24 protein-coding genes are annotated in these 23,947 nt (G+C 44.4%); 12 read left to right on the forward strand and 12 right to left on the reverse strand.

The features are described from left to right. Positions 1-21 precede the first annotated feature (21 nt). The gene (ftsY, locus tag HMPREF9065_RS06560; protein WP_033002468.1) at positions 22-1,506 is read right to left on the reverse strand and encodes a signal recognition particle-docking protein FtsY; all 1,485 of its coding nucleotides are present in this window, start codon (positions 1,504-1,506) and stop codon (positions 22-24) included. A 79-nt stretch (positions 1,507-1,585) separates the two neighbouring features. Here ftsY and rsmD point away from each other — a divergent pair, with 79 nt between their 5' ends. Continuing rightward, positions 1,586-2,182 (forward strand): 16S rRNA (guanine(966)-N(2))-methyltransferase RsmD, encoded by a 597-nt coding sequence (rsmD, locus tag HMPREF9065_RS06555; RefSeq protein ID WP_033002469.1) that lies wholly within the window; start codon positions 1,586-1,588, stop codon positions 2,180-2,182. 98 nt (positions 2,183-2,280) lie between these two features. Here the strand turns inward: rsmD and znuA are convergent, their stop codons facing one another. The 6 genes from znuA to HMPREF9065_RS06525 all read right to left on the reverse strand — a co-directional run bounded on the left by znuA (position 2,281) and on the right by HMPREF9065_RS06525 (position 8,489). Further along, on the reverse strand, positions 2,281-3,318 hold the full coding sequence (znuA, locus tag HMPREF9065_RS06550) for a zinc ABC transporter substrate-binding protein ZnuA (protein WP_021615713.1): 1,038 nt from the start codon (positions 3,316-3,318) through the stop codon (positions 2,281-2,283). 100 nt (positions 3,319-3,418) lie between these two features. Further along, positions 3,419-4,189, reverse strand: coding sequence for a tRNA cyclic N6-threonylcarbamoyladenosine(37) synthase TcdA (gene tcdA, locus HMPREF9065_RS06545; protein WP_021615714.1), 771 nt, complete (start codon positions 4,187-4,189; stop codon positions 3,419-3,421). Continuing rightward, positions 4,189-5,307 (reverse strand): murein transglycosylase A, encoded by a 1,119-nt coding sequence (gene mltA / locus HMPREF9065_RS06540; RefSeq protein ID WP_021615715.1) that lies wholly within the window; start codon positions 5,305-5,307, stop codon positions 4,189-4,191. The genes tcdA and mltA overlap by 1 nt, the downstream gene beginning before the upstream one ends. Positions 5,308-5,453: 146 nt before the next feature. Further along, a complete protein-coding gene (locus HMPREF9065_RS06535) occupies positions 5,454-6,845 on the reverse strand; it encodes a DASS family sodium-coupled anion symporter (RefSeq protein WP_021615716.1) in 1,392 nt (463 codons plus the stop codon). A 189-nt stretch (positions 6,846-7,034) separates the two neighbouring features. Beyond that, positions 7,035-7,535, reverse strand: coding sequence for a ribonuclease E activity regulator RraA (gene rraA / locus HMPREF9065_RS06530; protein ID WP_021615717.1), 501 nt, complete (start codon positions 7,533-7,535; stop codon positions 7,035-7,037). Positions 7,536-7,583: 48 nt separating this feature from the next. Continuing rightward, on the reverse strand, positions 7,584-8,489 hold the full coding sequence (locus HMPREF9065_RS06525; protein WP_021615718.1) for a 1,4-dihydroxy-2-naphthoate polyprenyltransferase: 906 nt from the start codon (positions 8,487-8,489) through the stop codon (positions 7,584-7,586). A 110-nt stretch (positions 8,490-8,599) separates the two neighbouring features. On the opposite strand from HMPREF9065_RS06525, the gene tsaA reads away from it, so the two are divergent. From tsaA to HMPREF9065_RS06510, 3 genes are all read left to right on the forward strand, one after another. Further along, the gene (tsaA, locus tag HMPREF9065_RS06520; RefSeq protein ID WP_021615719.1) at positions 8,600-9,316 is read left to right on the forward strand and encodes a tRNA (N6-threonylcarbamoyladenosine(37)-N6)-methyltransferase TrmO; all 717 of its coding nucleotides are present in this window, start codon (positions 8,600-8,602) and stop codon (positions 9,314-9,316) included. A gap of 70 nt (positions 9,317-9,386) precedes the next feature. Continuing rightward, a complete protein-coding gene (locus HMPREF9065_RS06515) occupies positions 9,387-9,629 on the forward strand; it encodes a type II toxin-antitoxin system RelB/DinJ family antitoxin (protein WP_021615720.1) in 243 nt (80 codons plus the stop codon). Further along, complete coding sequence (locus HMPREF9065_RS06510; RefSeq protein ID WP_021615721.1) at positions 9,619-9,903, forward strand: type II toxin-antitoxin system RelE family toxin; 285 nt, start codon at positions 9,619-9,621, stop codon at positions 9,901-9,903. The genes HMPREF9065_RS06515 and HMPREF9065_RS06510 overlap by 11 nt, the downstream gene beginning before the upstream one ends. A 76-nt stretch (positions 9,904-9,979) precedes the next feature. On the opposite strand, the gene HMPREF9065_RS06505 is transcribed toward HMPREF9065_RS06510, so the two are convergent. After that, positions 9,980-10,366 carry a MerR family transcriptional regulator gene (locus HMPREF9065_RS06505; protein WP_021615722.1) on the reverse strand — a complete coding sequence of 129 codons (387 nt, stop codon included), beginning with the start codon at positions 10,364-10,366 and terminating at the stop codon, positions 9,980-9,982. 90 nt (positions 10,367-10,456) lie between these two features. Between HMPREF9065_RS06505 and HMPREF9065_RS06500 the strand changes: the two genes are divergently transcribed. The 4 genes from HMPREF9065_RS06500 to ndk all read left to right on the forward strand — a co-directional run bounded on the left by HMPREF9065_RS06500 (position 10,457) and on the right by ndk (position 14,882). Beyond that, complete coding sequence (locus tag HMPREF9065_RS06500; protein ID WP_021615723.1) at positions 10,457-10,669, forward strand: heavy-metal-associated domain-containing protein; 213 nt, start codon at positions 10,457-10,459, stop codon at positions 10,667-10,669. 224 nt (positions 10,670-10,893) lie between these two features. Then, positions 10,894-13,053: a heavy metal translocating P-type ATPase gene (locus tag HMPREF9065_RS06495; RefSeq protein ID WP_021615725.1), complete on the forward strand. Its 2,160-nt coding sequence runs from the start codon at positions 10,894-10,896 to the stop codon at positions 13,051-13,053. A gap of 90 nt (positions 13,054-13,143) precedes the next feature. After that, positions 13,144-14,451 carry an aminopeptidase PepB gene (pepB, locus tag HMPREF9065_RS06490; protein ID WP_033002453.1) on the forward strand — a complete coding sequence of 436 codons (1,308 nt, stop codon included), beginning with the start codon at positions 13,144-13,146 and terminating at the stop codon, positions 14,449-14,451. 11 nt (positions 14,452-14,462) lie between these two features. Beyond that, positions 14,463-14,882, forward strand: coding sequence for a nucleoside-diphosphate kinase (gene ndk, locus HMPREF9065_RS06485; RefSeq protein ID WP_021615727.1), 420 nt, complete (start codon positions 14,463-14,465; stop codon positions 14,880-14,882). Between the two features lie 81 nt (positions 14,883-14,963). Here the strand turns inward: ndk and HMPREF9065_RS06480 are convergent, their stop codons facing one another. Further along, positions 14,964-15,224 (reverse strand): GrxA family glutaredoxin, encoded by a 261-nt coding sequence (locus tag HMPREF9065_RS06480; RefSeq protein WP_021615728.1) that lies wholly within the window; start codon positions 15,222-15,224, stop codon positions 14,964-14,966. 200 nt (positions 15,225-15,424) lie between these two features. Here HMPREF9065_RS06480 and HMPREF9065_RS06475 point away from each other — a divergent pair, with 200 nt between their 5' ends. Then, complete coding sequence (locus HMPREF9065_RS06475; RefSeq protein ID WP_021615729.1) at positions 15,425-16,342, forward strand: ATP-grasp domain-containing protein; 918 nt, start codon at positions 15,425-15,427, stop codon at positions 16,340-16,342. Beyond that, positions 16,339-16,878 carry an alpha/beta hydrolase YcfP gene (ycfP, locus tag HMPREF9065_RS06470; protein WP_021615730.1) on the forward strand — a complete coding sequence of 180 codons (540 nt, stop codon included), beginning with the start codon at positions 16,339-16,341 and terminating at the stop codon, positions 16,876-16,878. Before HMPREF9065_RS06475 ends, ycfP begins: the two co-directional genes overlap by 4 nt. 95 nt (positions 16,879-16,973) lie before the next feature. Here the strand turns inward: ycfP and mreD are convergent, their stop codons facing one another. The 3 genes from mreD to HMPREF9065_RS06455 form a co-directional block, all read right to left on the reverse strand. Beyond that, complete coding sequence (mreD, locus tag HMPREF9065_RS06465) at positions 16,974-17,462, reverse strand: rod shape-determining protein MreD (protein WP_021615731.1); 489 nt, start codon at positions 17,460-17,462, stop codon at positions 16,974-16,976. Then, the gene (mreC, locus tag HMPREF9065_RS06460; RefSeq protein ID WP_021615732.1) at positions 17,462-18,517 is read right to left on the reverse strand and encodes a rod shape-determining protein MreC; all 1,056 of its coding nucleotides are present in this window, start codon (positions 18,515-18,517) and stop codon (positions 17,462-17,464) included. Before mreC ends, mreD begins: the two co-directional genes overlap by 1 nt. Before the next feature lie 176 nt (positions 18,518-18,693). Beyond that, positions 18,694-19,749: a rod shape-determining protein gene (locus HMPREF9065_RS06455; protein WP_021615733.1), complete on the reverse strand. Its 1,056-nt coding sequence runs from the start codon at positions 19,747-19,749 to the stop codon at positions 18,694-18,696. A 225-nt stretch (positions 19,750-19,974) separates the two neighbouring features. On the opposite strand from HMPREF9065_RS06455, the gene HMPREF9065_RS06450 reads away from it, so the two are divergent. Both HMPREF9065_RS06450 and leuA read left to right on the forward strand, forming a co-directional pair. Continuing rightward, positions 19,975-21,759 (forward strand): ABC transporter ATP-binding protein/permease, encoded by a 1,785-nt coding sequence (locus HMPREF9065_RS06450; RefSeq protein WP_021615734.1) that lies wholly within the window; start codon positions 19,975-19,977, stop codon positions 21,757-21,759. Between the two features lie 515 nt (positions 21,760-22,274). Beyond that, positions 22,275-23,822 carry a 2-isopropylmalate synthase gene (gene leuA, locus HMPREF9065_RS06445; protein ID WP_021615736.1) on the forward strand — a complete coding sequence of 516 codons (1,548 nt, stop codon included), beginning with the start codon at positions 22,275-22,277 and terminating at the stop codon, positions 23,820-23,822. The last annotated feature ends 125 nt before the right edge of the window (positions 23,823-23,947 follow it).

Here is a 23,947-nt window from a genome sequence, read left to right on the forward strand (position 1 = left end):
ACGTCATTTTTGAACCACACTTTATTCCTCTTCATGAGCAAATAAAGCGTCAATAAATTCTTCTGCGTTAAATTCGCGTAAATCTTCAATTTTTTCGCCTACGCCGATATAGCGGATCGGCAAATTGAACTGGTCGGCGATGGCAAAAATTACGCCGCCTTTCGCAGTACCATCCAATTTGGTTAGGCTGATGCCGGTAAGCCCAACGGCTTCGTTAAATAACTTAGCTTGGCTAATGGCGTTTTGACCGGTACCCGCATCCAACGTCAGCATAATTTCATGCGGTGCACTTTCATCGTATTTTTTCATCACGCGCACGATTTTTTTCAACTCGTCCATCAAGTTATTTTTATTTTGTAAACGACCGGCAGTATCGGCAATAAGCACATCAATATTGCGCGCCGCCGCTGATTGCATCGCATCAAAAATTACCGATGCCGAATCGGAACCGGTACTTTGCGCCACCACCGGAATGTGATTACGCTCGCCCCACACTTGCAACTGCTCTACTGCGGCGGCTCGGAAAGTATCGCCCGCCGCCAACATGACGGATTTGCCTTCCATTTGGAATTTACGCGCCAGTTTGCCGATAGTGGTGGTTTTACCTACACCATTCACACCCACCATTAAAATCACATAAGGCTTTTTGCTGCCATCAATGCGTAATGGTTGTGCCACCGGTTTTAGGATCTCGCCCATTTCCAGTTTAAGTTGTTGGTACAAGGTATCGGCGTTTTGTAACTGCTGACGGGTCGCATGTTGCGTTAAGTTGTTGATAATTTTTGTGGTTGTCGGCACGCCGATGTCGGCAATGAGAAGTTGTTCTTCCAATTCTTCAAACAATTCATCATCGATTTTTTTACCAAGAAAGAAACTGCGGAAGCCTGCCCCAATATTTTGTTTGGTTTTCACCAAACCTTTGAGTAATCGACTAAAAAAGCCACCTTCACTTGGTTTTTCCTGTGTTTCTGCCATGTCGGCAACGGCGCTTTCTTCTTCGTGTTCTTCCGTTTCAGCGATAAATTCATCTTTAATATCTACCGCACTTTCGACTTGTACTTCTGCTTCGCTCGCAGAAAGTGCGGTTGGATTTTCCAGCGTTTCTTCAATAGATTGAGTTGACTCATCTGATGGCGCAAGCGTCCACGCTTGTGCCGCCGGGTTTTCCTCTTGAAAGGTCTCTACCTCAACCGATGGCGCACGCTTCACAGCGTGTGCCCCATCTTCTTCCGATTGCGTTATTTCAGATTGCGCTTCATGAACTTCAGGCACAAGCGTGGACGCTTGCGCCATCAATGTCTCTTCTGTTGATGGATTTTCGCGTGCGGTTTCATCTAAAAGTGCGGTTGTTTTTTCCGCCGTTTCTTGCGCTACATCTTGCGTTTCGGGTTCATGAGAAAGCGGTTTTTGTGATTCCGGTGCTTTCGGTTCTGTTGATGTTTCCTGTTTATTTTTGCCTAATCCGAACCAAGACCAAAATCCGCCTTTTTTCTTTTCATCTGACATAAATTGCCCACTCTTGTTTAAACTTGATAAAATGCCGCTCATTCTAGCAAAAAAACACATCATTTTCCTGCCGATTTATATGAAAAAAGCAACAACACAACACAGCACGAAAGGCGAAGTGCGCATTATCGCCGGGTTATGGCGCGGGCGAAAATTGCCTGTGCTGCCCTCCCAAGGCTTGCGCCCTACCGGCGATCGGGTAAAAGAAACGCTATTTAACTGGCTAATGCCCTACATTGTTGACAGTGAATGCTTAGACTGTTTTGCCGGTAGCGGCTCTCTTGGTTTTGAAGCGCTTTCTCGCCAAGCGGCAAAAGTGACCTTTTTGGAATTGGAAAAAGCGGTGGCGCAACAATTAAACAAGAACATTCAAACCTTGAAATGTGCCGATCGCGCACAAGTCGTCAATCAAAATAGCCTGCACTTTTTAAATCATGCGCAAAATCAACCGTACTTTGATGTGGTCTTTCTCGATCCGCCGTTTCATTTTAATTTAGCCGAGCAAGCTATTGCTTTATTAGCGCAAAACAACTGGCTTCGCCCACAAGCCTTGGTTTATGTGGAAACGGAAAAAGGCAAGGAACCAAACGTACCGGAAAACTGGATGGTGTTAAAACAAAAAGACAGCGGGCAAGTGAGTTATCGACTCTATCAAGTTGAAAATGCGGTAGCCTGACTAAACGCCGTTATTCAGAACGTGCCTAAACAAAAATGCCACCCTCAATCTGGTTTGTTATGTGAGGGCGGCATCCGTTTAGTTAAGAAAAGTGCGCATTATTTTGCTAAGCATTGTGCATAGCTATCTGCGGTAAATTGAAGGAAAGCGGCATAAGAATTAACGCCCAGTTTAACGGCATCGCCCATCGGGTCAAGACGACCGACATTCACTTGTGTCCCTTTGCTTAAACTTTCAATCACTTTTGGCGTGAACTGTGGTTCAGCAAATAAGCAGTTGACTTTGTGTTCGGCAATTTCTTCTTTAATTTTTGCTAAGGTTTTTGCACCCGGTGCGACCAACGGATTAATGGTGAAATAACCGGTTTGGTTCAATCCATAGGCTTGGTTGAAATAGCCGTAAGCATCGTGGAATACATAGAAACCTTTATCTTTTACGCTTTCCAATTGTGTTTTGATTTTCGCGCTTTGCTCATCTAAAGTGCGGTTAAATTCCGCCACATTTTTTTCAATCTGTTCTTTTTTCTCCGGATATTGTTTAATCAGTTTTGCCGCAATGCGTTGCGCAACGGATTTACTGATGTCCGGAGAGTACCAAACGTGCCAATTTACGCCTAAGTCTTCATGGTCGTGATCATGATGATGTTCATGCCCGGCGTGTTCATGTTTGTGATCCTGTTCTTCGTGTTTATGCTCATGTTTCTCGTGATCGTGGTGATGTCCTTCGTGGGCATGATCATGATCCTCATGCGCTTCACCTTCGCCATGATGATGGTGATGGTGTTCACCTTTTAATAAGAACGGTTCAATGGCGGCAATGTCTTTGATGGTTAAGACTTTTTTATAGTCCAGATCATCAATGGATTTATCTAAAAAGCCATCCACATCCTCGCCGATCCAAACGACCATTTCAGCGGACTTGAGCTTTTGCACATCGGAGGGTTTTAAGCTGTAATCATGTGGTGACGCACCGGCCGGGACTAACACTTCCGTGTCGGTGATACCATCAGCAATAGAGGAGGCGATAAAACCTAATGGTTTAACAGAAGTTACGATGGTTGCAGAAGCCACCGCGGAGAAAGAAAGAATCGCTGTGGCAATCGCCGTTTTTTTCAAACCTTGTACGAATTGAGTCATTGTATTTCCTTTTATAATGGGACAGATAAGTTGAATAAAACGCGATTAGGTTACTCTTTTTTTATTTGGATGACTATCTTTTTTTATGAAAAAAAATAAGTCAGTCTTTTTTCTGTAATAACTTATCAATGACACGAGAAACCGCAAAAAATCCAAAGGTCGCCGTAATCATCGTTGCCGCGCCAAACCCATTGGCGCAATTCATGGTGGCTGACGTAGAGCAGTTTTCTCCCATTTGAGGAAAAATCAGTGGTTGGGTAGAAAAGACTGCCTCGATGGAAAATTTACGTTTTGGATTTTGCGTGAAATGATAATCCTTGCGTAAAACCGACCGCACTTTTGCCAACAGTGGATCTTGAATGGTGCGGCTTAAATCGGCAATTTGAATTTGGCTTGGATCCGTTTGCCCGCCGGCGCCACCCACGGTGATAATGTTGATTTTATGGCGTTTACAGTAGGCAATTAACGCTGCTTTTGTTTTCACATTATCAATGGCATCAATGACATAATCATACTCAGCACGAAGGTATTGGGATAAATTATCCGCAGAAATAAAATCATCAATGACATTGACATCGCATTCGGGGTTAATCAATTTCACCCGTTGTTGCATGACCTCTGTTTTGAGCTGACCGATATTGCCTGTCAAGGCATGAATTTGGCGATTGATATTCGTGACACAAATATCATCCATATCAATCATCGTGATTTTTCCCACGCCTGAGCGAGCAAGCGCTTCCACCGCCCAAGAACCCACACCGCCAATGCCAATAACACAAATATGCGCTTGGCGTAAACGGGTTAAAGCCTCGGTGCCATATAAACGACCGATACCGCCGAAACGTTGTTCGTAATTATCCACACGCGCCATTAACGTAATACCCAAACGCGACCATAATGTTTTGACAAGCCGGCAATATGCCCTGCCTGATCGCCGATACCACGATATAAATCGAAATGGTGTCCGTTCACCGCACCGCCTACATCTAATGCCACCATCAAATGCAGTTTGTGTTCACCCGTCCAATTACCCTCATTATCAATTTGTGGCACTTCGACTAACAAGACGCTCCCCAACGGAATCACACCACGGTCAGAAGCCACCGAAGCCATTGGCACTAACGGAACGCCTGCCGCGCCTTTCACTTTGCCATTCGGATCATTCTTAAAGAAGACATAAGACGGATTACGTTCAAGCAAACCTTGAACCCGTGACGGGTTTGCATTCGCCCAATCACGAATCGCCTGAATAGACATTTTTTCTTTCGGAATCTCGCCGTCTTCCACCAACAAACGTCCCACGGCAGCGTACGGGTAACCATTTTGGCCGGCATACGCAAAATAATTCAAATTGCCATCACCAAAATCAACGTAACCACTGCCCTGTACGCCAAGCAGGAAGTTATCAATCATGGAATCACTATACGCCAGTTCTAATCCTTTGCCTTTCAATGCACCGGCATAAATTTCAGCACGAGAAAAACGCTTTTGTGACGGAAGCGCATAAATCGGTTGGTTATATTTGCCTTGCGGTGTGCGGCGAGCATGAATCACCGGGGAATAATAGCCCGTCATTAACACGTTTTGATAGCCGTCAAAGCCTTTCATCACTTGTGGATTAATGCCGAAATCAGTAAGTTTGCTCACATTGGCACCGGCTAATACCCATGCGGTGATTTTTTCATAGGTCGGCGCAAAATTGCGGCTCAGTTTGCCGGAGTACGTATTCACATTGGAAAGTTGGGTTAAAAAATCGCCTTGATTTATGACCGCACTTTGGTTTTCCACACGGGATACTGGGCTGAAAATAGCTTGTTGATAGGTCCGTCCTTTGTATATCGCGCCGAATTTTTGCGGATCAATATCCGTACTCGTTGATTGAGCGCTGCGTTTTGAAGTATTTTGATGTTCCGTTGGTGAACACCCGGCTAATATCACCGCCACGGAAAGCGCTAGAAGTTTATAAAGAGAAGATTGATTCAATCGCATACACAACATCCTAGGATAAACGAAAAATAAAGGCCGAATTCTACCCTAATTTCGCTTGGATGAACACGGGGAACATCCAAGCATATAAAGTGCGGTCGTTTTTTCCGACAAAATAGGCGCGTGTATGCGATAAAGTGTCCTTTTGACTATTGCAACCAGAAGAGGTAACCGAAGGTCGCGATAACAAAGATACACACGATATTTAAAAGAATACCGGCTCTTACCATTTCACTTTGTTTCACTTCACCGGTACCGAACACAATGGCATTCGGCGGTGTTGCCACCGGCAACATGAAGGCACAAGACGCACCTAAACCGATGATTAAGGCTAAGCCAATTTCCGGCATACCAAGAGATTGTGCGATAGAAATGAAAATCGGCACTAACAAGGCTGCACTGGCGGTGTTGGAGGTGAATTCCGTTAAGAAAATAATGAATGCAGCAACCAATAAACCGATGAGATAGAAGTGACCACCTTCAATCAGGAATACGATACCGTCAGCCAAGATTTTGCTTGCACCGGAATTTTTTAATACCGCACTTAAGGTTAAGCCGCCACCGAAGAGCATTAATACGCCCCAATCGGTATTGTCTTGAATTTGCTTCCAGTTTGTTACGCCGGCAACACAAAGGATAACCGCGGCAGATAAAGCAATCACGCTATCGAAGCTGGCAATTTTCCCCTCTAATCCTAATGCGCCTGCAAGAATCGGGTTGATTTGGCTACTGAAAACCCAGCTCAATGCAATAAAGACGAAAATCGCTAAGGTAATCCAACGTTGTTTATTCATTGGAATCGCTTCAAATTGTTGGTCAAAACGAATATTGAGTTTTGGTTTGAAGACAATATACAGCGTTCCGATCATGATTGGCATTAAGATAATCATGATAGGCAAGCCATACCACAACCAATCAGCGAAGGTGAGGTGCAATTGCGTTGCAACGATGTTGTTTGGTGGGCTTCCTACTAAGGTTCCCATACCACCGATACTGGCGCTATACGCAATCCCTAAAAGCACAAACACATAGGTGTTATGTTCTGAATTACGATCCAACCGGCTAAGCACGCCCATGGCAAGGGGTAACATCATAGCTGCAGTCGCGGTGTTACTGACCCACATGGACAAAAACGCAGTCACCGAGAATAAATACATCACCGCGACAAATAAATTGCCTTTTGCCAAAGCCATAATTTTGTTGGCGATCATTTTATCTAACTGTTGAATATGAAGCGCTGTCGCTAAAGCAAAGCCCCCGAAGAATAAGAAGATATTCGGATCGGCAAAGGTGGCTAGTGCCGTACTGGTTTTGACTAATCCTAAGAAAATGGCAAGTAGCGGAACAATTAACGCCGTGATCGTGACGTGTAAGGCTTCCGTTAACCACAAAATGGCAACCAAAGCCAATAATGCCAACCCACCATTGGCATTTTTATCAAAAGGCAGTGTATTGAGTAAGACAAAAAAGAGAATAACTGCAGAAATCAAGATAATCACACGCTTGTTGATCCCATTTTTATTTAGTGTTGTGTTGCTCATGGTTTCATCCTTTTAAATAAAATAGAAGATCGACATATTGCCTAACAATGTAAACAATATGTTAGAAAACTATCATTGTATAAATAAAAAGCAACGCCTTTTTTGTGGATTTGTGAAGTAGCGCAAAAAAAAAGTGCGGTTGAAATAATAAAAATTTCAACCGCACTGAGGAGAATTTAATGCTTCTGCCTATTCTTGTTCCGGATCGTCTAAATCTAACGGCTCTTGCGACAGAATAATGCCGGTTAAATCAGCATAAATATAATCTTCTGGGAAGAAGGTCACGCCACCAAAATTAACCGGAACATCGGTTTCGCCATGATTGCTTTCATCCGCGCCCACCGGAATTGGCGCTAAGGCATGAATGCCGATGTCGATATTTTCCAACTGCTGGATTTGACGAACTGCACCATAAACAATGATGCCTTCCCAGTGATTGTCTGCGGCTAATTGTGCGAGTTCCGCATCAATTAATGCACGACGCACGGCACCGCCGCCATCAACGACTAATACGCGTCCTTCACCGTTTTCTTCTAAAATTTCAGCGATTAACCCGTTATTTTCAAAGCATTTTACGGTGGTGACTTTGCCATAAAAAGAACTTAACCCGCCGAAACTTGAGAAAACAGGTTCGACAACATCGACTTGATCGAGATAAATATCACAAAGTTCAGAAGTATCAATGTACATAAAAGACCCTATTTTTAAGATAAATACTGCGAGCTAGTATAGTCCGTTTCAGCCTAGAAGCAAGCCAAAACTAAATAGCCCATTGATAAGTAACGCAATCAGCGACATTTGCGCTAACATCGGGCGCAATGCCACCGGTTCTTTATGAGAGAAAACAAAATGCGCATGTTTGAACAAGAGCGGATAAGTGAGCAAAAAGACGAAACTCAACGGATTACGCAAATTCATGAGGGCAAACAAAAGATAAAACAAGGCAGCGATAGAAAGTAGCAAGCAATGATAAATCCGCCCATGATGCGGACCTAAGCGCACGGCAAGGGTGTTTTTACCTGCTTTGCGATCTTGTTCAATATCACGCAAGTTATTGATATTTAATACAGCTGTCGCAAGTAATCCGCTGGCAATGGCAGGCAGTAAAATAACAGCAGAGAAGTCATGCACTTGCAGATAATAGGTGCCGCCGATGCCCAATAGCCCAAAGAAAATTAACACGGAAATATCGCCTAAACCCAAATAGCCGTAAGGCTTGCTGCCCACGGTGTAGGTGATGGCGGCAACAATAGCCAATACACCGAGAAGGGAAAAGGCGATTAAATCGCTCACATTTTGGTAAGCCATGCCGATTAAGAGCGCGCCACAAAGGAAACTCAAGGCGATCATGACATAAAGCCCTTTTTTCAGTTGTGCTGCAGAAATGGCGCCTTGCTGAATGCCGCGTAATGGCCCAATACGTTCTGCTGTGTCGGAGCCTTTTTGGTGATCACCGTAATCATTGGCGAAGTTGGAAAGAATTTGCAGAAATAACGTGGTGAGTAAACATAACACCGTGATTCCCCAATGGAAACTGCCCGCCCAATAGGCAAGTGCCGAACCGGTTAAAATGGTTGCCAAGGCCAACGGCAGGGTTTTTGGACGCGCTGTTTCAATCCACATTTTTATTGTCTTTTTTGTCATAATGGCTACTCGAATAACGAAAAATAAGGCGATTTTTTACCGCACTTTTAGCTAAAATAGGCGCCATTCTACAAGGTTATTTTGCAGATTTTAACTGTTTTAAGGAAAATATGTCTGATTCTCTCACATTGCAGCCCGTTGCGGTGATTCATACCCCTTACAAAGAAAAATTTTCTGTGCCGCGTCAACCCAATTTAGTGCAGGACGGCACCGGCATTGTCGAATTGTTTCCCCCTTACAATCAAGCGGAAGCTGTACGCGGTTTAGCGCAATTCAGCCACCTTTGGCTGATTTTTCAATTTGATCACATTCCGCAAGGTAAGTGGCATCCTACCGTGCGCCCACCCCGTTTAGGTGGCAATCAGCGGGTTGGCGTGTTTGCCTCGCGCTCGACACATCGCCCGAATCCCATTGGGTTATCCAAAGTGGAATTGCGCCACATAGAATGTAAAAACGGCAAGGTGTTGTTACATCTCGGTGCCGTCGATTTAGTGGACGGCACACCGATTCTCGACATCAAACCTTATCTTGCCTATGCGGACAGTGAACCGAACGCGATTTCCGGTTTCGCCCAAAGCGAACCGAAACCGTTGCTAAATGTGGAATTTACTGCAGAAGCGGAAAGTGCTGTCAAAAAACACAGCAAAAATCGACCGCACTTACAACGTTTTATTACCGAAGTGATCCAACAAGATCCCCGCCCAGCGTATCAACAAGGCAAAGCCACCGATCGTCTTTACGGCATTTCGTTGTATGACTTGAATGTGAAATGGCGGATTAAAGCGGATACGGTGGATGTGGCGGAAATCGTCAGTGTGTCGGTTTAATTTATTTACTTCCTAAGGAAATCTTTTTATCCTATGTCATACATTCTGCATTACATCGAGGAGGATTTTGATGGCAACATTAAATGTTCGTTTAGATAGCACGTTAAAGCAGCAAGCTTATGCGGTATTAGAGCAGCTAAATATTTCACCAAGCGAGGCAATTCGCCTTTATTTTCAATATATTACAGATAATCATAGCTTACCGATTAAATCCGTCGTAGTCACTGACAAAGAACAAGATTTATTGGAAAAAGTGCGTTATCGCTTGGCAAATCCGCAAAAGGGCATCAAGGTTAACTTAGATGAACTATGAACTGGAATTTGATCCTCGGGCGCTAAAAGAATGGCGTAAGTTAGATGAGACGGTTCGTCATCAATTCAAGAAGAAACTTGCAGAAGTGCTTGTTAATCCCGAAATTCCGGCAAATCGACTCAGTGATTTGCCGAATTGTTACAAGATTAAGTTGAGAAAATTAGGCTATCGTCTCGTTTATCAAGTCCAACAGATGCGAATTACGGTTTTTGTGATTGCTATTGGCAAACGCGAACGCACGGAAGCTTATGCCAGAGCAAAAGAACGAATTTAACGTTAAAAGGAAATCTGTTTCACTTATTTTGTCGTTTTAAAATATCCTAAATATTCACCGCACTTTTCACGCTTTCTTATTCACTCAACCCTGCCAAAATCGAACATTCCGGGCAGTCGTTACCTTGGCAGTTGTCGTGCCAGCGTTGGAGTTCAGCCACCATATTTTGTAATGCCTGAATTTGCGCGTTGAGGGTTTCGATATGTTGTGCCGTAAGTTGTTTCACTTCACGGCTGTTGCGATGTGGGTTGTCTTGTAATTGGAGTAATTGGGCGATTTGTTGCAGGGAAAAACCCACGTCTCGCGAGTGGCGGATAAAACGCAAACGGGCGAGATCGTTTTCTTCATAATAGCGGTAACCTGAAAGTGTACGTGTGCCGGCTTTGAGTAAGCCCCGTTTTTCGTAATCGCGGATTTGTTTGGCTGATAAGCCGGTGAGTTTGGCTGCTTGACTGATATTCATAAAAAGTGTTTGACCTTAACCTAACGTTAAGGTTTATAGTAACCTCACCGACCAAGGTCGGCAAGGTTTAACTAAACAAAGGAGCAAATAATGCAAAATGTAACTTTAAAAATTGATGGCATGACCTGTGGTGGCTGTGTGAAAAGCGTGACCCGCGTATTGAGCGAATTGGACGGTGTGGCGCAAGCAGATGTTAGCTTGGAAAAAGCGCAAGCGGTCGTGAGTTTTGATGAAAATAAAGTGCAACCGGCAGCGTTGGTAGAAACCGTGGAAGATGCCGGGTTTGATGCGGCAGTGGTATGAGTTTTGTTTATTGCTTATTCATTGATGGCGGCGTCTCCTGATACAGCCTTTTGATTGTTGCTTTGTTGTAAGCAGGCGTCGGGAGACGCGCGCTATGATTATGAATAAGCACAAGCGTGGACGCTTGCGCTAGCTGTTGTGCTAGCTGTCGTTTAATATCGATGATAAAAAACATTTCCAAAACCCACCGCACTTTTCCGTGAAGAAAGTAAAAAGAGGATGTTATGCAAAAAGTCTCCATTCAAATTGGCGGTATGACGTGCCAGTCGTGCGCCAGTCGGATTGAAAAAGTGTTGAATAAAAAGGATTTTGTGCAGCAGGCGGGCGTGAATTTCGCCAGTGAAGAAGCGCAGATTACTTTTGATGAAAAGCAAACTTCCGTTGAACAGCTGATCCAAATTATTCAAAAAACCGGTTTCGCCGCCCAATTAAAGCAAGAACAGGCAGAGTTGCCGCAAGAACGAAACATTTCGTGGCGGTTGATTTTATTATGGCTGATTAACGTGCCGTTTTTAATTGGTATGCTCGGCATGATGCTGGGACGGCATGATTGGATGTTGCCGCCGATGTGGCAAATGGTGTTAGCCACGATTGTGCAATTCGGCCTAGCGATTCCCTTCTATAAAAGTGCTTGGGGCAGTATTAAAGGTGGCTTGGCAAATATGGATGTGTTGGTCAGTCTTGGCACGCTCACCATTTATTTTTATTCCGTCTTTATGCTGTTTTATATGCCATACATGTCTCATGAACAGGGTTCGGCGAATATTTATTTTGAAGCGTCCGTCATGGTATTGGGTTTTGTGAGTTTGGGAAAATTCTTAGAAGATCGCACCAAAAAGCACAGCCTAAATAGCCTTGGTTTATTGTTACAGCTGACGCCAAAACAGGTGCGCGTGCAACGTAACGGCGAATGGCAAACTGTGCCGTTAAATCAAATCCAAGTGGGTGAACTGTTACGCGCCAACCAAGGTGAGCGCATTGCGGCGGATGGCGTGGTGGAATCTGGTTCGGGTTGGTGTGATGAAAGCCATTTAACCGGCGAATCGCTGCCTGAAATGAAAAAATCGGGCAGCCGCGTGTTGGCTGGCGCAATGGTAACGGATGGCAGCTTGGTTTATCGTTCGCAACAGCTTGGCAGCCAAACGTTGCTTGGCGATATGATGAATGCCCTTTCTGAAGCGCAAGGCAGCAAAGCGCCCATTGCCCGTTTTGCCGACAAAGTGGCGGCAGTGTTTGTGCCAACGGTAATCGGCATTGCCTTGCTAACGTTTTTACTTACTTGGTGGCTTCAACAAGATGTGGTGACGGCGTTGATTCATGGGGTTGCGGTGTTGGTGATTGCCTGCCCTTGTGCGTTGGGCTTGGCGACGCCTGCGGCGATCATGGTGGGCATGGGCAAAGCAGTGAAGCAGGGTATTTGGTTTAAAGATGCCGCCGCTATGGAAGAAGCCGCCCATGTGAACGCAGTGGTATTGGATAAAACCGGCACGCTTACAGAAGGTAAACCGCAAGTGGTCGCTTTTTGGCAGGCGCAAAGTGCGGTCTATTCTGAAGACGAAATTTATGCCTTAACCGCCGCCATTGAACAAAGCGCAACGCATCCGTTGGCAAAAGCCCTTGTACAAGCGGCAGAGATGAGAGGCGTAATATTGCCTGCGGTGCAACATATTCAGGCAGAGGTGGGGCAAGGTATTCAAGGCGAGATTGAACATATCGGCACGGTGAAAGTGGGGAAACCTGCCTATTGCGGTTTGACGTTACCGACCGATCTTGATCCGGTGTGGCAGATCGCCAGCATTGTGGCGGTTGCTGTAAACGATGAGCCCGTTGCCGCGTTTGCCTTGGCGGACGCCTTAAAACCGGACAGTCAAAAGGCGATTCAGCGTTTGCAAGCGAACAATATCGATGTGTATATCATGAGCGGCGATAATCTGAACGTGGTGCAATACATTGCCGATCAGCTTGGGATTCAACATGCGCAGGGCAATATGTCGCCGCGAGATAAAGCAAGTACGGTCAAACTTCTCCAAGAAAATGGCAACGTGGTTGCTATGGTAGGGGATGGGGTGAATGACGCGCCGGCACTCACAGCCGCCAATGTAAGTTTTGCCATGCACGATGGTGCGGATGTGGCGCAACACAGTGCGTCGGCAACCCTGATGCAGCATTCGGTCAATCAGTTGGTGGATGCTTTATTGATTTCCCGCGCGACCTTGAAAAACATTAAACAAAACTTGTTTTTTGCCTTTATTTATAACGTGTTAGGCATTCCGTTAGCCGCATTTGGCCTGCTCAGTCCGGTGATTGCCGGCGCGGCGATGGCGATGAGTTCGATTTCCGTGTTAAGCAATGCGTTACGCTTGAAAAAGGCGAAAATGACATAACCATAATGGCTTAGCATAAAAACATAACGAATCTCGCTAAAAACTGCTATATTACAAGCCGTTATATTCTCAATATTGAAAGGAGAAAGTATGTCTATGCAGGTTTTGCTTTCAAACCAACCGGCTTCGGCGGTTTGGGGTGAAAAGGCACTCATCAGTTTTAATGAAGATAAAGCGACCCTTCATTTAACTGATTTTTCCGACCGCACTTCTATACAAAAAGCGGCACGCAAGTTACAAAATCAAGGCATTTCTGATGTTTCATTAAGCGGGGAAGGCTGGCAATTGGAAAGTTGTTGGGCGTTTTATCAAGGTTTTTACAATGCGAAAAAGCAGTTTAAACTTCAGTTTCCAACGCTATCTGACGAGCAACAACGAGAACTGAATCACCGTATTCAATGTGGCGATTTCGTGCGTGAAATCATTAATCTGCCGGCAGCCATTTTAACGCCGGAAGAGCTTGCCCAACGTGCCGCGAAGTTTATCGGGCAAATGGCAGAACAAGCTGCTAAACAAAGTGCGGTCAGTTTTTCCATCGTTTCTCGAGAAGCATTGCTAGAACGTGGTTACCACGGTTTGTGGCAAGTGGGTAAAGGTTCGCAAAATCTGCCTGCCATGTTGCAGTTGGATTTCAATCCGACCGGCAATCCGGACGCACCGGTGTTGGCCTGTTTAGTGGGTAAAGGTATCACGTTTGACAGTGGCGGTTACAGTATTAAACCGAGCGATGGCATGAGCACCATGCGTACGGATATGGGCGGCGCCGCATTATTGACGGGGGCGTTAGGCTTGGCGATTTTGCGTGGTTTAAATCAACGGGTGAAATTATTCCTTTGCTGTGCAGAAAACTTGGTGAGTAGCCGCGCCTTTAAATTGGGCGATATCATTCAATATCGTAATGGCGTGAGTGTCGAAATTCTCAATACAGATGCCGAAGGGCGCTTGGTATTGGCAGATGGTTTAATTGATGCAGATGCCGAACAGCCTCAATTTATCGTGGATTGTGCGACCTTAACCGGTGCGGCAAAAGTGGCGGTAGGTAATGATTATCACAGCGTGCTATCCATGGATGAACAGTTGGTCGCCGATTTATTCCGTTCTGCCGAGCAAGAACAAGAGCCATTTTGGCGCTTGCCTTTCGCGGAATTACATCGCGGACAAATTAAAACGGCGTTCGCTGACATTGCGAATATCGGCACAGTTCCGGTGGGCGCAGGTGCCAGCACCGCAACAGCGTTTTTATCTTATTTCGTGAAGAACTATCAACAAAATTGGTTACACATTGATTGTTCCGCCACTTATCGAAAAACCCCAAGCGACTTATGGGCGACCGGTGCGACCGGTATCGGTGTGCAGACCCTTGCCAATTTATTATTAGCTAAAGCAAAACAACAGTAAGAGGATGTGAAATGAGCTTACAACGAACCTTATCTATTATTAAACCGGATGCCGTAAAGCGTCATTTAATCGGTGCAATTTTGGCACGCTTTGAACAGCAAGGGTTCAATATTGCCGCTGCGAAAATGGTGCAGTTGAGCAGAGAACAGGCAGAAGGCTTTTACGCCGAACACCAAGGCAAGCCTTTTTTTGAGCCATTAGTGGAATACATGATTTCGGCGCCGGTATTCGTGAGTGTGTTAGAAAAAGAAAATGCCGTGCAAGATTACCGCACTTTAATCGGTACGACGAATCCTGAAACGGCGGCAGAAGGCACGATTCGTCGTGATTTTGCATTAAGTCAACGGGAAAACTCCGTACATGGTTCCGATAGCCCGGAAAGCGCGGCACGGGAAATTGCTTATTTCTTTGCTGCGGAAGAAATTTTTTAATCTTGCATGGCAGTCAACCCAAAGAAAAACGGATTAGCTTATTGGGCTAATCCGTTTTTTTATCAGTGTGGATAAAATCACTTATTCCACGCCAAATCGTTCACGCACGAAAGCTTGAAAGTCCGTGCAGCCTCCGATTGGTTTTTCATCCACTAAAATTTGTGGCACCGTTTGTACCGGCTTACCGATAATTTTCGCAATATCCTCTTTGCTCATGCCTTGTTCAATAATATCAATATAACGATAATCAAAATCTGCTAATGAATTTTTCAACTTTTCGGCTAATGCTTTGGCACGTACGCAATATGGGCAGCTTAGGCGACCATAAATAGTTACAAACATAATGTTTCCTTTTGTCTTGTCAATAAATGCGCCGATTTTATAGCGGATGAATAAAAGAATAAAGAGTTCGCCAAGTGTTTGAGGTAGAATGCTGTTAATTTTAGCAATAGGTAAATGAATCTAATTTGCTATGTGATTGAGGCTTTTATCCTCATCGGAGAAAAAGCCGGTGAGAATTAAATACAGTAAAAACAAGACTTATGAAACTATTAATGTTGTGCCGTGAGCCACGTTTGTATAGCTGTCGGCGTTTAAAGCAGGCGGCGGAAGCAAACGGCCATCACATGGATATTCTCGATCCGAATCGTTGTTTAATAAAACTCCAACAAAATCCACCGCACTTTGCGCTTTATTATCAGCCGGATGTGGAAAGCGTGCCTTATCTGTTACCCCAATATGACGCAGTGTTACCCCGCTTTGGCACCGGCAGTATGCAAATGGGCTGTGCCGTATTGCATTATTTTCAGGCATTGAATGTACCTTGTCTGAATCATGCCGATGCTTTTGTAAAAGCGCGTGATAAATGGTTGAGCTTGCAGTTATTACTGGCGAATGGCATTGCAGTGCCAACCTCGTTGCTTGGTGGGCTGGAAACCAAGGCGAATGATGCGGTACGGCATATTGGCACCCCGATTATTTTGAAAACCTTGAGTGGTTCGCAAGGGATTGGCGTGGTGCTCGCAGAACGACCACAAAGTGCGGTCAGTATGTTGGAAACATTGAAGCAGGCAAATGTGCCGACGTTAGCACAGGAATTTATTGCAGAAGCGCAAGGCGCCGATTTACGTTGTTTTGTGGTAGGAGAACGCATTGTCGCGGCAATGCAACGCATTGGGCAAGGTGGCGAATTTCGCGCAAATTGCCATCGTGGTGCCAACGCAGAAAAAGTCATCTTAACCGAACAGGAAAAACACATTGCCTTAAACGCAACGAAAGTGCTAGGCTTAGATGTGGCAGGCGTGGATTTAATCCGTTCAGCCAACGGCCCATTGGTGTTGGAAGTCAATGCCAGCCCGGGGCTTGAGATGATCGAGAAAACCAGTGGCATTGATATTGCCTTGCAAATGATCTTACATTTAGAACAAAAGCATCGTCATCAGGTTGGAGTAATGAAATGATTATTTATTTACACGGTTTTGATTCCAGTAGTCCGGGCAATTATGAAAAAGTTTTACAGCTAAAATTCATCGACGATGATGTTCGCTTTATTAACTACAGCACATTGCATCCGCGCCATGATATGCAATTTCTTTTAAATGAAGTGCATAAATTGGTCTCCGAATCGAAAGACAGAAATCCCTTAATTTGTGGTGTCGGGCTTGGCGGGTATTGGGCGGAACGCATTGGTTTTTTATGTGGCATTAAGCAGGCGATTTTCAACCCGAATTTATTTCCACAGGAAAATATGGGAGGCAAGATCGATCGCCCGGAAGAATATGAAGACATTGCCACCAAGTGCGTGGAAGATTTTCGTTTGAAAAATAAAGGTCGCTGTTTGGTGTTCTTGTCGGTGGAAGACGGTGTTTTAGATTCCCAACGTAGCGCAGAGGTATTATCGCCTTATTATGAGGTGATTTGGGATGCCGTAGAAACGCACAAATTCAAGCAGATTTCGCATCATTTGCAAAAAATAAATGCGTTTAAAGAAAGTTGATTTATAAATCACAAAAAAGGGAGCGATTAAGCTCCCTTTTCGTTATGACGTTTATCATGATGGATGTGCATTGCCTTGTTAAGCGTTAAGGTAGGTTAACTTAATCCTAGACGACGGCGGAGGCTTCTAAGGAGTAAAAATAACCACGGCCATAAAAGACCGCTAATCATGGCACCAAAAATCTCTCGCCAATCGAAGGTGGCGCGATGAACTAAAAATTCAATTAAGAAGATGCTAAAACGGATCGCAAAGACAAAGAAAATCACCAGCAAGCTTTGCATCCAAAGTGAAAGATTACGAAAGACAAGGTGATTTTTGGTAATTAAGTAGGCAAAGATAGACAACACCAGTGCGTGCGCGCCCAAGATCGTGCCTAATACCACATCCCACAGAATACCAATCATAAATGCCCAACCAATACTTACACGGTTGGGAATCGACAATCCCCAATACATGAAAATCAACACGACCCACGCCGGTTTAACACTTTGAAAACCATTAGGCCACGGCATGATTTCCATCACCAAGGCAAGTAGAAATATTGCGGTTAACGCAATGTATTTAAAAATAACACGACTTTGCATTAATCCTCCTCCCTTGGCGATTTATCCTCTACTGGCACGGCTTCTACAGGATTTTCATGGGGTGCCTCTGTCGGCAAATCCGATGTCGCTTCTGAAGGTGTCTGTTCTGCCGGTGGAACATCAGGAACAAGGGCTTTTTTCACTTTTTGTGCTTCATTGCCTTGTGTCGCTAATCGTTGCTCAACCGCTTTACGCACATCTGCCGGTGTGATTGGGCTTGCTTTTCGTGTATCTTCATTTGTCGGCCACAGCAATAAGACGTAGCGTAATTTATCAATAAAGGCTAATGGTTTTGCCGTAACGGTGGCAAAATAATTTTGTCCGTCACGCGATACCGATTCGACAATCGCAACCGGATAGCCCTCTAAAAAACGCCCTCCCAGCCCGGAGGTTACCAGTAAATCGCCTTTTTCAATATCCACTGATCGTGGAACGTTATCTAAAACCAATTCGTCATTATGCCCGGTACCACTGGCAATCATGCGCACGTCATTGCGCAACACTTGAACTGGAATCGAATGGGCGATATCCGTAATTAATAACACTCGGCTGGTATGCTCGCCCACTGAAATAATTTGCCCGACCACGCCTTTTTCATCAATTACCGGCTGACCAATATAAGCGCCATCTTTTTCACCTTGATTAATCACCACTTGTTGGCGATAAATATCGGTTTCCGCCGTCAGAACTTCGGCAATTTTCTTATATTCATCAATCCGTAGTGGCGAATTTAGGAGCAGTCGCAAACGTTGGTTTTCGACTTTTAATTGATCCAGCAATAAAAGATCCGCGTTTTTTTCTCGTAATTGATCTTTTAATGCTTTATTTTCGATTTGCAATTTATTGGTATCGACCAAATTATCGGAAACCCCATCCAACACCGTGCGTGGCGTATTGGCTAAATAATACAATCCGCCAACAGCCGTTTCTAACAATGAACGGGCTTGAATCATCGTTGTCGTTTGTCTATCTGAGGCAATTAATCCTAATGAGGCAATGACAGCGAGAAAAAGCTTGAGTCCTAAAGGCGGGGTTTTTCCAAAAATAGGCTTCATGATAAGAGCATTCCTCAAAACAAAAGTGCGGTCAATATCAACGGCAATGCCGGTCAGTTAAGCAACAGGCCGGCATTAAGAGATAATTATGTTTTATCGTATGAAACGATTTACCCGGTGATTAACATTGTCTGGGTAAAAACATCAAAATGATTCACCGCACTTTTTAAACATGATTAGATTTCTTCACTAAAAATGTCGCCACCGTGCATATCAATCATATCCAATGCCTCGCCGCCACCGCGTGCAACACATGTAAGTGGCTCATCAGCAACAATGGTCGGCACACCGGATTCTTTGGAAAGTAACACATCAATATTACGCAATAACGCACCACCACCGGTTAGGACCATGCCACGTTCAAAAATGTCTGCAGCGTGTTCCGGTTGACATTCTTCCAAGGCTGTTCGTACTGCCGCCACAATGCCACTTAACGGTTGTTGAATAGCTTCTAAAACATCTTTTGACGTTAACGTAAAGGAGCGTGGTGCACCTTCCGCAATATTGGAGCCGTGCACTTCCATTTCTTTAATTTCGTCACCGTCTTGAATGTAGGCGGTACCGATTTCCTGTTTAATGCGTTCTGCGGTCGGTTCGCCGATAATCGAACCAAAATTTTTGCGCACATAGGTCACAATCGCTTCATCAAAGCGGTCACCCCCAATACGCACGGAAGAAGAATACACGATGCCGTTCAAGGAAATCACCGCAACTTCGGTCGTACCGCCGCCGATATCAATCACCATCGAACCGATAGCGGTGGAAACCGGTAACTTCGCCCCGATCGCTGCCGCCATCGGTTCTTCGATTAAATAGACCTCACGTGCACCTGCACCAATGGCTGATTCTCTGATCGCACGACGTTCTACTTGCGTTGCGCCTGCCGGCACGCAAATCAATACACGTGGACTTGGGCGCATGAAATTGCCGCTATGTACCTGTTTAATGAAATATTGCAACATTTTCTCCGTAACGAAGAAATCGGCGATCACACCGTCTTTCATCGGACGAATCGCTTCAATGCTTTTTGGAGTACGACCTAACATTTGTTTCGCTTCGCGACCCACTGCCGCAATACTTTTCAGCGAGCCACTGCGATCTCGGCGAATAGCCACCACAGAGGGCTCATCCAACACGATGCCTTGCCCTTTGACGTAAATCAACGTATTTGCTGTACCGAGGTCAATAGAAAGATCATTAGAAAATAAACCGCGAATTTTTTTAAATAACATATGTGTTCCACTAATTTGTATTAATCATGGCTCTTTTGAGCGTTAAAAAAATTGGGCTAAATTTACCAAAAAATGGGCGTTGATAACAGAAAATTTTAGCCTAATCACATAAAAATCTTCGCATTGAAAGAATACGCTTGCAGTGTTGTTCATATCTTCATCATCTTCTTGATTTGATCAAAACACCGTGTAAACTTACCGCACTTTTGTCTATGGGAATACGTTATGGATTATACTCAAGAGATCATTACCTCTTCACTTTGGATCGCCCGCACACTGGCGCTCACGGTTATTTTCTTCAGTCTCGGCATTTTTCTATTAGTTCGCCTGACCCATTGGGGCAAACAATTTTGGATGTTTGCCGGCGGTTATCTTTCGCCAAAACGCAGCATTAAACCATTATTATTCTTCGTCTTGATTGTGACCCTCACTCTCTTTAGTGTGCGTCTGAGTTTGGTGCATTCCACGTGGTATAATAATATGTACACCGCATTGCAGGAATTTAACCAAACCGTCTTTTGGGAGCAGATGATTTTGTTCTGTTTTATTGCCGGCTTTTCTGTGGCAGCCGCACTTATCAGCTATTATTTAAACCAGCGCTTTTCCATTAACTGGATTGAATGGCTGAATACAGAACTCTTAGAAAAATGGATGGATAAGCGGGCTTATTATAAAAGCCAATACATGGGCAACAATCTCGATAACCCGGATCAACGGATTCAACAAGACATACAGTCTTATGTAAAAACCACGCTTTCCCTCAGCACTGGTGTGATTGATGCCGTGACCTCCATGATTTCTTACACGATTTTATTGTGGGGCTTAGCCGGGCCAATGACCTTGCTGGGTATAGAAATTCCGCGCGCTATGGTCTATTTAGTATTCGCTTATGTGATTTTCACCACGCTGATTGCTTTCTGGCTTGGTAAACCGTTAATTCGCCTTAACTTCGCGAACGAAAAATTAAACGCGAATTACCGTTATTCCTTAATCCGTGTTAAAGAATATGCGGAAAGCATTGCATTCTACGCCGGTGAAAAAGTAGAAAAAAGTCGGTTATACAAACAATTCCGCGCCGTTATCGATAACATGTGGGATATCGTCTTCCGAGCCCTAAAATTCTCCGGATTCAACTTGGTGGTCAGTCAGATTTCCGTGGTCTTCCCATTACTTATTCAAGTGGGTCGCTATTTTGAAAAACAAATTAAATTGGGCGATCTGATGCAAACCTTGCAAGTCTTTGGCAAGTTGCATTCCAATCTTTCTTTCTTCCGTAACACCTACGACAGTTTTGCCGAATACAAAGCCACGTTAGACCGTTTAACCGGCTTTCACTACAGCGTCGAAGCCGCGCAAAAACAAAGTAAAACCGACATTACTGATCACCCTACGGATGTGATTTTCCAACACCTTAGCGTGAAATCGCCTATGGGCAAAATCTTAATTAAAGATTTAAATCTCACCTTAACACAAGGGAATTCGTTATTAATTCAAGGTCAATCCGGTGTCGGGAAAACCACCTTATTACGCACCATTGCCGGTTTATGGTCTTATGCAGAAGGCAAAATATTCTGCCCACAACACAATACTTTGTTCTTGTCGCAACGCCCTTATTTGCCACAAGGCAATTTGCTCACCGCGCTCTATTATCCAGATACCACTGAAAACGTGGATTTGGCTAAGATCACGCGGATATTGGAACGGGTTCAATTAGCTCATTTACAGGATCGTTTAGAACAGGAACAAGACTGGAGCCGCATTCTCTCTCTTGGTGAACAACAACGTTTAGCGTTTGCCCGTTTGTTACTACACAAACCGAAAGTTGCTTTCCTTGATGAAGCCAGCGCCAGCTTAGACGAAGGCATGGAACACGCCATGTATCGCTTAATTCGTGAAGAATTGCCAAATACCACCATTATCAGCGTGGGGCATCGTTCTACCCTCGTGCCACTACATCAGCAGCAATTAGAATTGCACACGGATGGAAGTTGGGTAGTTAATCCCCATTAGTGGCTACAAGGTTCGCCTCTAAAGTGCGGTGATTTTTCGATGTCTTTAAAAACATTGAAAAAACACACCGCACTTTTTTTTTTAGATTTAAACTAAAAAAGTCGATTTTTTCAGTAAATAAATTTCTATCAGAATAAAAACTGGCCTCAAACAGCAAAGTTAGAATATTTCTCTAAGATTTATGCTTAATACAAAGTTTATCTCTCACTAAATTTCATAAAATCAGCAAAAACAGAGAGAATATGCTGATTTATCATTTGACAGGCTAGCTTAAATCCGTAATATGTGACGCACGTTTACAGATTTTTATACACTAGGATTTTTCATGTTTCACACTGTTTCTTTCTCCCTCAACCTGCTGCTCTCACATGCTTTGTGCGGCTAAGTTGTGGATGAAAAACAGTCAAATGTAAAACCCTCAAAATTTAAACCCGCACTCTACTTTGCGGGTTTTTTCGTTTTAACAATACCGTAAAAATGACCGCACTTTGAGTGATTGAAAGAAGGAAAATGTTATGACAGATCGCGTTATTATTTTTGATACGACCTTGCGTGATGGGGAACAAGCGTTAAAAGCAAGCTTAACCGTTAAAGAGAAATTACAGATTGCTTTAGCACTTGAACGTTTAGGCGTGGATGTGATGGAAGTGGGCTTTCCGGTTTCCTCACAAGGAGATTTTGAATCTGTGCAAACCATTGCGCGCCATATCAAAAATAGTCGTGTCGCAGCACTTTCCCGTGCGGTAGAAAAAGACATCGATGCGGCGTATGAAGCCTTAAAAGTGGCGGAAGCTTTCCGTATTCACACATTTATCGCCAGCTCGGCTTTGCACGTGGAAGCCAAATTAAAACGTACCTTTGACGATGTGGTTGAAATGGCGGTGGCGGCAGTGAAACGCGCACGTAACTACACGGATGATGTTGAGTTCTCTTGCGAAGATGCCGGCCGTACAGGTATTGATAATATCTGTCGTATTGTTGAAGCCGCAATTAATGCGGGTGCAACCACTGTAAACATTCCAGATACCGTTGGTTTCTGCTTACCAAATGAATACGGCAATATCATTGCTCAAGTGCGTAACCGCGTACCAAACATCGATAAAGCCGTGATTTCCGTGCACTGCCACAACGATTTAGGTATGGCGACCGCCAACTCTTTAACCGCCGTACAAAACGGTGCACGCCAAATTGAATGTACCATCAACGGCATCGGCGAGCGCGCAGGTAACACCGCCTTGGAAGAAGTGGTGATGGCAATGAAAGTTCGTCAAGAATTTATGGGCGTGGATACACGTATCAACACGCAAGAAATTCATCGCGTCAGTCAAATGGTGAGCCAACTTTGTAATATGCCGATTCAGCCTAATAAAGCGATTGTGGGTTCCAATGCTTTTGCACACTCTTCCGGTATCCACCAAGACGGTATGTTAAAAAACAAAAATACCTACGAAATCATGTCTCCGGAAACTATCGGTTTGAAGAAAGAGAAATTGAACTTAACCGCGCGTTCCGGCCGTGCGGCGGTGAAAGGTCATATGACCGACATGGGCTACACCGAACAAGATTACGATTTGGATAAATTGTATGATGCCTTCTTAAAATTGGCGGACAAAAAAGGCCAAGTGTTCGATTATGACTTGGAAGCCTTGGCGTTCATTGATATGCAACAAGGGGATGAAGATCGTTTAGTGTTAGATAAACTTTCCGCTCACTCCACCAAAGAATATCCGGCAACCGCTTTTGTTCAAGTGGAATTAGATGGCAAGAAATTAAGCACTTCGTCAATCGGCGGTAACGGCCCGGTCGATGCGGTTTATAACGCCATCTTAAATTTGACCGGTTTAGAGATCAAAATGTCTCACTATAACTTAACCGCCAAAGGCGAAGGCGCAGAAGCCTTAGGTCAGGTGGATATTGTGGTGGAACACGAAGGCCGTAAATTCCATGGCGTTGGTTTAGCGACAGACATCGTTGAATCTTCCGCACTTGCCTTAGTGCACGCCATCAATGCAATTTATCGCGCGCATAAGGTGGCAGATATTAAGAATCATAAACATCATTAATCTATCGAGTTCCCCTCTTTAGCAAAGAGGGGTTAGGAGAGATTTAGCAGAAGTAACATCAACCTCAGTGGTGAATTTTATATCGTTAAAATCTCCCCCCAGCTCCTCTTTACAAAAGAGGGGAG

Source organism: Aggregatibacter sp. oral taxon 458 str. W10330 (assembly GCF_000466335.1).
Taxonomy (GTDB): Bacteria; Pseudomonadota; Gammaproteobacteria; order Enterobacterales; family Pasteurellaceae; genus Aggregatibacter.

What these genes read in the sequence shown, in the direction of transcription:
- ftsY (WP_033002468.1), bottom strand. Translation starts at nt 1,506, where the DNA reads ATGTCAGATGAAAAGAAAAAAGGCGGATTTTGGTCTTGGTTCGGATTA.
- rsmD (WP_033002469.1), top strand. Translation starts at nt 1,586, where the DNA reads ATGAAAAAAGCAACAACACAACACAGCACGAAAGGCGAAGTGCGCATT.
- znuA (WP_021615713.1), bottom strand. Translation starts at nt 3,318, where the DNA reads ATGACTCAATTCGTACAAGGTTTGAAAAAAACGGCGATTGCCACAGCG.
- tcdA (WP_021615714.1), bottom strand. Translation starts at nt 4,189, where the DNA reads ATGGCGCGTGTGGATAATTACGAACAACGTTTCGGCGGTATCGGTCGT.
- mltA (WP_021615715.1), bottom strand. Translation starts at nt 5,307, where the DNA reads ATGCGATTGAATCAATCTTCTCTTTATAAACTTCTAGCGCTTTCCGTG.
- HMPREF9065_RS06535 (WP_021615716.1), bottom strand. Translation starts at nt 6,845, where the DNA reads ATGAGCAACACAACACTAAATAAAAATGGGATCAACAAGCGTGTGATT.
- rraA (WP_021615717.1), bottom strand. Translation starts at nt 7,535, where the DNA reads ATGTACATTGATACTTCTGAACTTTGTGATATTTATCTCGATCAAGTC.
- HMPREF9065_RS06525 (WP_021615718.1), bottom strand. Translation starts at nt 8,489, where the DNA reads ATGACAAAAAAGACAATAAAAATGTGGATTGAAACAGCGCGTCCAAAA.
- tsaA (WP_021615719.1), top strand. Translation starts at nt 8,600, where the DNA reads ATGTCTGATTCTCTCACATTGCAGCCCGTTGCGGTGATTCATACCCCT.
- HMPREF9065_RS06515 (WP_021615720.1), top strand. Translation starts at nt 9,387, where the DNA reads ATGGCAACATTAAATGTTCGTTTAGATAGCACGTTAAAGCAGCAAGCT.
- HMPREF9065_RS06510 (WP_021615721.1), top strand. Translation starts at nt 9,619, where the DNA reads ATGAACTATGAACTGGAATTTGATCCTCGGGCGCTAAAAGAATGGCGT.
- HMPREF9065_RS06505 (WP_021615722.1), bottom strand. Translation starts at nt 10,366, where the DNA reads ATGAATATCAGTCAAGCAGCCAAACTCACCGGCTTATCAGCCAAACAA.
- HMPREF9065_RS06500 (WP_021615723.1), top strand. Translation starts at nt 10,457, where the DNA reads ATGCAAAATGTAACTTTAAAAATTGATGGCATGACCTGTGGTGGCTGT.
- HMPREF9065_RS06495 (WP_021615725.1), top strand. Translation starts at nt 10,894, where the DNA reads ATGCAAAAAGTCTCCATTCAAATTGGCGGTATGACGTGCCAGTCGTGC.
- pepB (WP_033002453.1), top strand. Translation starts at nt 13,144, where the DNA reads ATGTCTATGCAGGTTTTGCTTTCAAACCAACCGGCTTCGGCGGTTTGG.
- ndk (WP_021615727.1), top strand. Translation starts at nt 14,463, where the DNA reads ATGAGCTTACAACGAACCTTATCTATTATTAAACCGGATGCCGTAAAG.
- HMPREF9065_RS06480 (WP_021615728.1), bottom strand. Translation starts at nt 15,224, where the DNA reads ATGTTTGTAACTATTTATGGTCGCCTAAGCTGCCCATATTGCGTACGT.
- HMPREF9065_RS06475 (WP_021615729.1), top strand. Translation starts at nt 15,425, where the DNA reads ATGAAACTATTAATGTTGTGCCGTGAGCCACGTTTGTATAGCTGTCGG.
- ycfP (WP_021615730.1), top strand. Translation starts at nt 16,339, where the DNA reads ATGATTATTTATTTACACGGTTTTGATTCCAGTAGTCCGGGCAATTAT.
- mreD (WP_021615731.1), bottom strand. Translation starts at nt 17,462, where the DNA reads ATGCAAAGTCGTGTTATTTTTAAATACATTGCGTTAACCGCAATATTT.
- mreC (WP_021615732.1), bottom strand. Translation starts at nt 18,517, where the DNA reads ATGAAGCCTATTTTTGGAAAAACCCCGCCTTTAGGACTCAAGCTTTTT.
- HMPREF9065_RS06455 (WP_021615733.1), bottom strand. Translation starts at nt 19,749, where the DNA reads ATGTTATTTAAAAAAATTCGCGGTTTATTTTCTAATGATCTTTCTATT.
- HMPREF9065_RS06450 (WP_021615734.1), top strand. Translation starts at nt 19,975, where the DNA reads ATGGATTATACTCAAGAGATCATTACCTCTTCACTTTGGATCGCCCGC.
- leuA (WP_021615736.1), top strand. Translation starts at nt 22,275, where the DNA reads ATGACAGATCGCGTTATTATTTTTGATACGACCTTGCGTGATGGGGAA.